The 6,000-nt window shown below is 45.8% G+C and carries 4 protein-coding genes; 1 reads left to right on the top strand and 3 read right to left on the bottom strand.

Annotated elements, in window-relative coordinates:
- Together ACZLMD_RS09945 and galT are read right to left on the bottom strand one after the other, a co-directional pair.
- On the bottom strand, positions 1–331 hold a 331-nt coding region (locus tag ACZLMD_RS09945; protein ID WP_489495646.1), incomplete at its 3' end, for a hypothetical protein.
- A 791-nt stretch (positions 332–1,122) separates the two neighbouring features.
- Positions 1,123–2,622, bottom strand: a complete 1,500-nt coding sequence (galT, locus tag ACZLMD_RS09940) for a UDP-glucose--hexose-1-phosphate uridylyltransferase (protein ID WP_482522592.1) — start codon at positions 2,620–2,622, stop codon at positions 1,123–1,125.
- 240 nt (positions 2,623–2,862) lie between these two features.
- Between galT and ACZLMD_RS09935 the strand changes: the two genes are divergently transcribed.
- Complete coding sequence (locus ACZLMD_RS09935) at positions 2,863–4,044, top strand: MFS transporter (RefSeq protein WP_489495645.1); 1,182 nt, start codon at positions 2,863–2,865, stop codon at positions 4,042–4,044.
- 214 nt (positions 4,045–4,258) lie between these two features.
- Here ACZLMD_RS09935 and ACZLMD_RS09930 read toward each other — a convergent pair whose 3' ends face one another.
- The gene (locus ACZLMD_RS09930) at positions 4,259–5,926 is read right to left on the bottom strand and encodes a 2-isopropylmalate synthase (protein WP_022305994.1); all 1,668 of its coding nucleotides are present in this window, start codon (positions 5,924–5,926) and stop codon (positions 4,259–4,261) included.
- Positions 5,927–6,000: the final 74 nt, after the last annotated feature.

The raw sequence follows: 6,000 nt of genomic DNA, 5'->3' as shown, positions 1-6,000 counted from the left end.
TACCATTTGTTTTGTTTATTTTATATCCATTAACCGTAAATGTTCTCTGTTTAAATGATTTACTTGATGTCGAAACATCCATCTCAACATACCGGTCGTTTTCCGTTAAATTTTTACATTTAATAACCAATGTATTGGCATTACTAAACATTGCCATAAGTTGTGTTCTCTTATCCTGAACAAAATATTGTTGTCCGATCACAATGTTCTGTAATGCTATGCCATCATCCTGCATTGAAACCTCCTCTGCCTGCACGGCTGGTGAAGATAAACAGATAACCATCGCAAATGACATCACAAATGCGATTACATTTTTCGCAAATTTTTTCATCTTAAATTCCTCCATTTTTTGTATTTTATTGAATCATCCCTAATAAACTGTTATACTATAATGTGTGTTTTGCTAAGCGTTCTTTTCATTTTGTATCCCTATTTACTTATGAAAAGAACGCTTTTTCAATGGTTTCTCTGCATCCCTTCGTTGATAAATGCATTCTTTCACCTCCCTTCAGCAATAATAAATTTCTGCATTTCACACGTGTAAAATAATTTCTATATACAATATATTATTTATTTAAATATATTGTATATAAACTTTTTATTTAATTTATCATAACACATTTTTTCATACTTGTCATCAAATAGTTAATTATTTATTGTTTTTTATCAAAATTATCCTATAAATTTATTATTGAGTTGTTGCAACATTGTCTGTTCTATTCGTGAACAGTGGGGTCTTCTCTAAATTTACATTACACGTACTGTTTTACTGACAACCTAACATATTTTAGTCAAAAAAAGAATAGCTTTTGCACGAAACGACACAAAAACGCCATTTTTGGTCAATTTGGGGCTTTTTTGCTCATTTTGACCATGTATTTTAGAACTATTCCGTGTAATCTGTACCTTTTTTCAAACAAAGAACAAAGCGAGTTTACCCACTTTGCACGTCACCTCACAAGTTTCCTATAACGTAAAAAAGTTCTCAGATTGATATGTATCCTACAAACCGGACACGTATCAACCCGAGAACTTGTATTCATGAATAATAAAACCTTAATGCACAACGAGCGTCAGAACTCTTAGAACATTTGCAAATTGACGCCACTTCATTCGTGCACTCTACAGTGCTTCTACAAACCGCAGAAATGCTTCCTGTCCCTCCGGCGTATTCTTATAGACACCGGCGTGCTCCAGCACCTTTTTGAAGACAATACCGATCTCCTTCTGCAGGATCTCCTCCACATTGTCCTCTGTCACGTTGTCGTACTTCGGGAGGAACTCATCTACCCAGTCGGCATGCTTCTCAATCTCTTCATTGCTGCGGATATCCTTGCCCTGTACGATATACTCCTCCAATACTGCCATTTCCTTTTTCAGACGGGCCGGCAGAACGGCAAGTCCCATTACCTCGATCAGACCGATATTCTCCTTCTTGATATGATGCAGCTCCTGATGCGGATGGAATACACCCAGCGGATACTCCTCAGTCGTGATATTGTTACGAAGCACCAGATCCATCTCATACAGTCCGTCACGCATTCTCGCAATCGGCGTAATCGTATTATGCGGCTCGCCATCGGTCTTTGCAAAGATAAATGCCGCTTCATCGGTATAGCCTCTCCATGTGTCCAAAATATGGGACGCAAGAGCAACCAGACGTTCACTGTCCTTATGACGGATCCTTATGACAGACATCGGCCAGTTGACAATACCGGCCTCCACATCCTCGTAGCCCCTGATCGTAAGCTTTGTCTTAATCTGCGCTCTCTCCATCGCAAATTCATAATGACCACCCTGAAAATGCTCATGTGCCAGAATCGATCCGCCTACGATCGGCAGATCCGCATTGGAGCCAAGGAAATAATGAGGAAACTGCTTTACAAAGGATAACAGCTTACGGAATGCCGATTCATCAATCTTCATCGGCGTATGCTTCTGATTAAATACGATGCAGTGCTCGTTATAATATACATACGGAGAATACTGGAAGCCCCATTTCTCCCCCTCGATCATAAGCGGAATAATACGGTGTGACTGTCTTGCCGGGTGATTCAGTCGTCCGGCATAGCCCTCATTCTCCCTGCACAAAAGACATTTCGGATATGCAGACTGCTTTGCATTCTTCGCTGCGGCAATCGCCTTCGGATCCTTCTCCGGCTTTGACAGGTTGATCGTGACATCAAGTGTGCCGTACTCCGTCTCTGCCGTCCATTTCATATCTCTGGCGATCCGGTAACGTCTGATATAATCGGTATCTCTGCTGAATTTATAATAAAAATCGGTCGCCTTCTGAGGAGACATGCGGTACAGTTCCCGGAACTTTGCGATCACGACACTTGGTGCCGGAACCAACGCACCCATCAGCTTTGTATCGAACAGATCACGATAACCTACGGTATTCTCCTCGAGAACCCCGTTTTCATATGCCCAGTCCATAATGTCACTCAGCGTTTTCTCCAGATCCGGCACCGGACACGCATTCTCCGGCTCCTTATACTCATCCAGCTTCAGGATCTCTAACAGACGATTGATCGTGTACATCTCGTCCTCCGGCACAACAAGTCCGGTATGTAAACCATAATTTACAAGTTCCCTGATCTTTTTATTGATATCACTCATCGCTTTCTCCTCGTTTCCTCATATTCGTCTTTCTCCGGATGAAATCCCCGCCTCCTGTGACCGGAATCCCACACTGTTTCTATTTTACCATGTTTCCCTCGGATTCACAACGGATGGACCATAATTTCATCTGTCAAAATAGTGTTAATAGTCGCTGATATTATTACAGATTTTCGAAAAATAACGTGATAGGCTATTATCAGAAAATTCATTGACACAGGATAAAGATTGGAGTTAGTTATGAGTATTAAAACTGATTTTCGACACACCATTGCCGCCAGCTATATCGGTTACATCACACAGGCGATCGTCAACAATTTCGCCCCGCTTCTGTTTGTGACATTTCACCGTACCTATGGGATTTCCCTTTCCCGGATCGGTCTTTTGGTGACGATCAATTTTGTCACACAGATTCTGGTGGACCTGTTCTCGGCAAAATTCACGGATCGGATCGGCTACCGCATCAATGCCGTTCTGGCACATGTTTTTGCTGCCGTCGGACTTGTGCTTCTCGGCATCCTGCCGGAGCTCACACCGGATCCGTATATCGGCATCAGCATCGCCGTCGTGATCTATGCCATCGGCGGCGGTCTGACCGAGGTGATCATCAGCCCGATCGTAGAGGCGTGCCCGACGGATAAGAAGGGGGCTGCCATGAGTCTTTTGCACTCCTTCTACTGCTGGGGTTCGGTGCTGGTTGTTCTGGTCTCCACGCTTCTGTTTAACACGGTCGGCTTAAGCTCATGGAAGATCATCGCAGCCCTCTGGGCAATTATCCCTGCCTGCAATGCTGTTTATTTCTGCTTTGTACCGATCAACTCTCTTGCCGACGAGGGACGCGGCATGACGATCACGGCATTGTTAAAAGAAAAGGTATTCTGGGTACTCGCCCTTCTGATGGTCTGCAGTGGCGCGTCGGAACTTGCGATGAGCCAGTGGGCATCCGCCCTTGCCGAAACAGGTCTTCATGTTTCCAAAACGGTGGGCGATCTTGCCGGTCCGTGCTTTTTCGCAATTCTGATGGGCTCCGGCAGAGTTCTTCACGCCCATGTTGCCGAACATTTCTCCCTGACCGGATATCTGAGTGCGTGTGCCGTGCTCTGCATGATCAGCTATCTGATCGTTAGCTTCTCACCGCTCCCGGCACTTTCTCTTGCCGCCTGCGGTGTCTGCGGTCTGTCCGTTGCAGCCATGTGGCCCGGCACCTTCAGTATCAGTTCAAAGGTCTGTCCACAGGGCGGCACCACGATTTTTGCACTGCTCGCACTTGCCGGAGATATCGGATGTTCCTCCGGACCAACCATGGTTGGTTTTATCTCCTCTGCACTGCAGGATAATTTGAAGCTCGGACTTTTGTCCGCGATCATTTTCCCGGTACTGATGCTTGCCGGACTGGCAGCCTGCCACAAATATGAGAAATAAACTTTCATGACAAAAAGGAGTGTCCCAAATTTAGGACACTCCTTTTTGATGGTATAGGAAAATGCGTGTAATGTGGTGGAATGCCAACGAGAATTGCGAAGCAATTCTTGGAGGGCAAAACGCTGGTTTTGCCCTTTTTTATAATCTCGAAGCCAAACGACTTTTGCCATCGCCGGCGCAGCCATCACGGTCTGCTTCCGGCTTCTGCATCGTATTATTTTGCTTCCATATAACGGTTCACCGCATTGACCAGTGCGTCGATTGAGGACTTGATAATATCATCATCCGTGCCGATACCCCAGTACAGCTTCTCCTGTCCGGCAGGCTTGATACCTACATAGGAGATTGCCTGTGAATCGGAACGCTTTGACAATGCATGCTCCTCGTATACATCCAATGCATAATCCAGATCAAAGTACTTCTTGATCGCATGGTTTACTGCATTGAGACGACCGTTACCATGGGAATCCACAACATTTTCCCTGCCGTCAACAACGATCGTTACCTCAGCACCGATACCGTCCTTCTGTTTGAAGTGGCACTCAGATACATCGAACTTCTTCTCAACATCCAGATAGGTCTCCTTGAATACATCTCTCATATCCTCCGGAGAAAGCTCCGCATGACGATGATCGGAAACACTCTTCATCAGATATCCAACCTCTTCCTTCATCTTATCCGGCAGGATCAGACCGAAGCTGTTCTTTAATACATAGCTGACGCCGCCACGTCCGGACTGGCTGTTAATGCGGATAACATCGGAATCGTAGGTGCGTCCCACATCCTTTGGATCGATCGGCAGATAAGGAACCGTCCAGTATTCGCAGTTCTTCTCCTCACGATATGCCATACCCTTGGAGATCGCATCCTGATGCGAACCGGAGAATGCGGTAAATACAAGCTCTCCTGCATATGGCTGTCTCATGGATACCTGCATGTTGGTCAGACGCTCGTAAGTGTCTGCGATCTCCTGCATGTTGGAGAAGTCCAGCTTCGGATCGACGCCGTGTGAGAACATATTCATTGCCATGGTAACAATATCCATGTTACCGGTACGCTCTCCATTACCAAACAATGTTCCCTCGATACGGTCTGCACCGGCAAGAACACCAAGCTCCGCTGTAGCAACACCGCAGCCACGGTCATTGTGCGGATGCAGGGAAAGTACAACGTTGTCTCTGTATTTCAAGTGCTTGCTGACATATTCGATCTGTGTTGCAAATACATGAGGCATTGCGTTCTCTACGGTAGACGGAATATTGATGATCGCCTTGGCATCTGCCTGTGGCTGCCATACATCCAGAACAGCATTGCAGACCTCAACCGCATACTCAACCTCAGTACCATGGAAGCTCTCCGGGCTGTACTCAAAACGGATATTGCCCTTTACCTCTGCTGCTAACTCCTTCAGAAGCTTTGCACCGTCAACGGCGATCTTCTTGATCTCTTCCTTGGACTTACGGAATACCTGCTCTCTCTGTGCCACGGAAGTGGAATTATATACATGTACAACCGCATTCGGTGCTCCGTCAACCGCCTCAAAGGTCTTACGGATAATGTGTTCTCTCGCCTGTGTCAGAACCTGCACCGTAACATCATCCGGGATCAGCTTCCGATCGATCAAAGTACGCAGAAAATTGTATTCTGTCTCGGATGCAGCAGGGAATCCAACCTCGATTTCCTTGAATCCGATCTTCACAAGCATCTTGAAGAACTCCACCTTCTCCTCGAGACTCATCGGCTCGATGAGTGCCTGATTACCGTCACGCAGATCAACGCTGCACCATACCGGCGGTTCTGTGATGCTGTCCTTTTTCACCCAGTCATAGGTTGCCTCTGACGGCATAAAATATGTTTTCTGATACTTTTCAAATCCCTTCATGATTCTAACCCTCCATTTTGAATTAATTTTGTTCCATTTCTCACGGAGTTTTATCTGCCAAACATCCTTTCAGA

This window comes from Jutongia sp. (assembly GCF_057878315.1).
The sequence above is the reverse complement of the archived record's forward strand: the minus strand, read 5'-3'. Positions and strand labels throughout refer to the sequence as shown.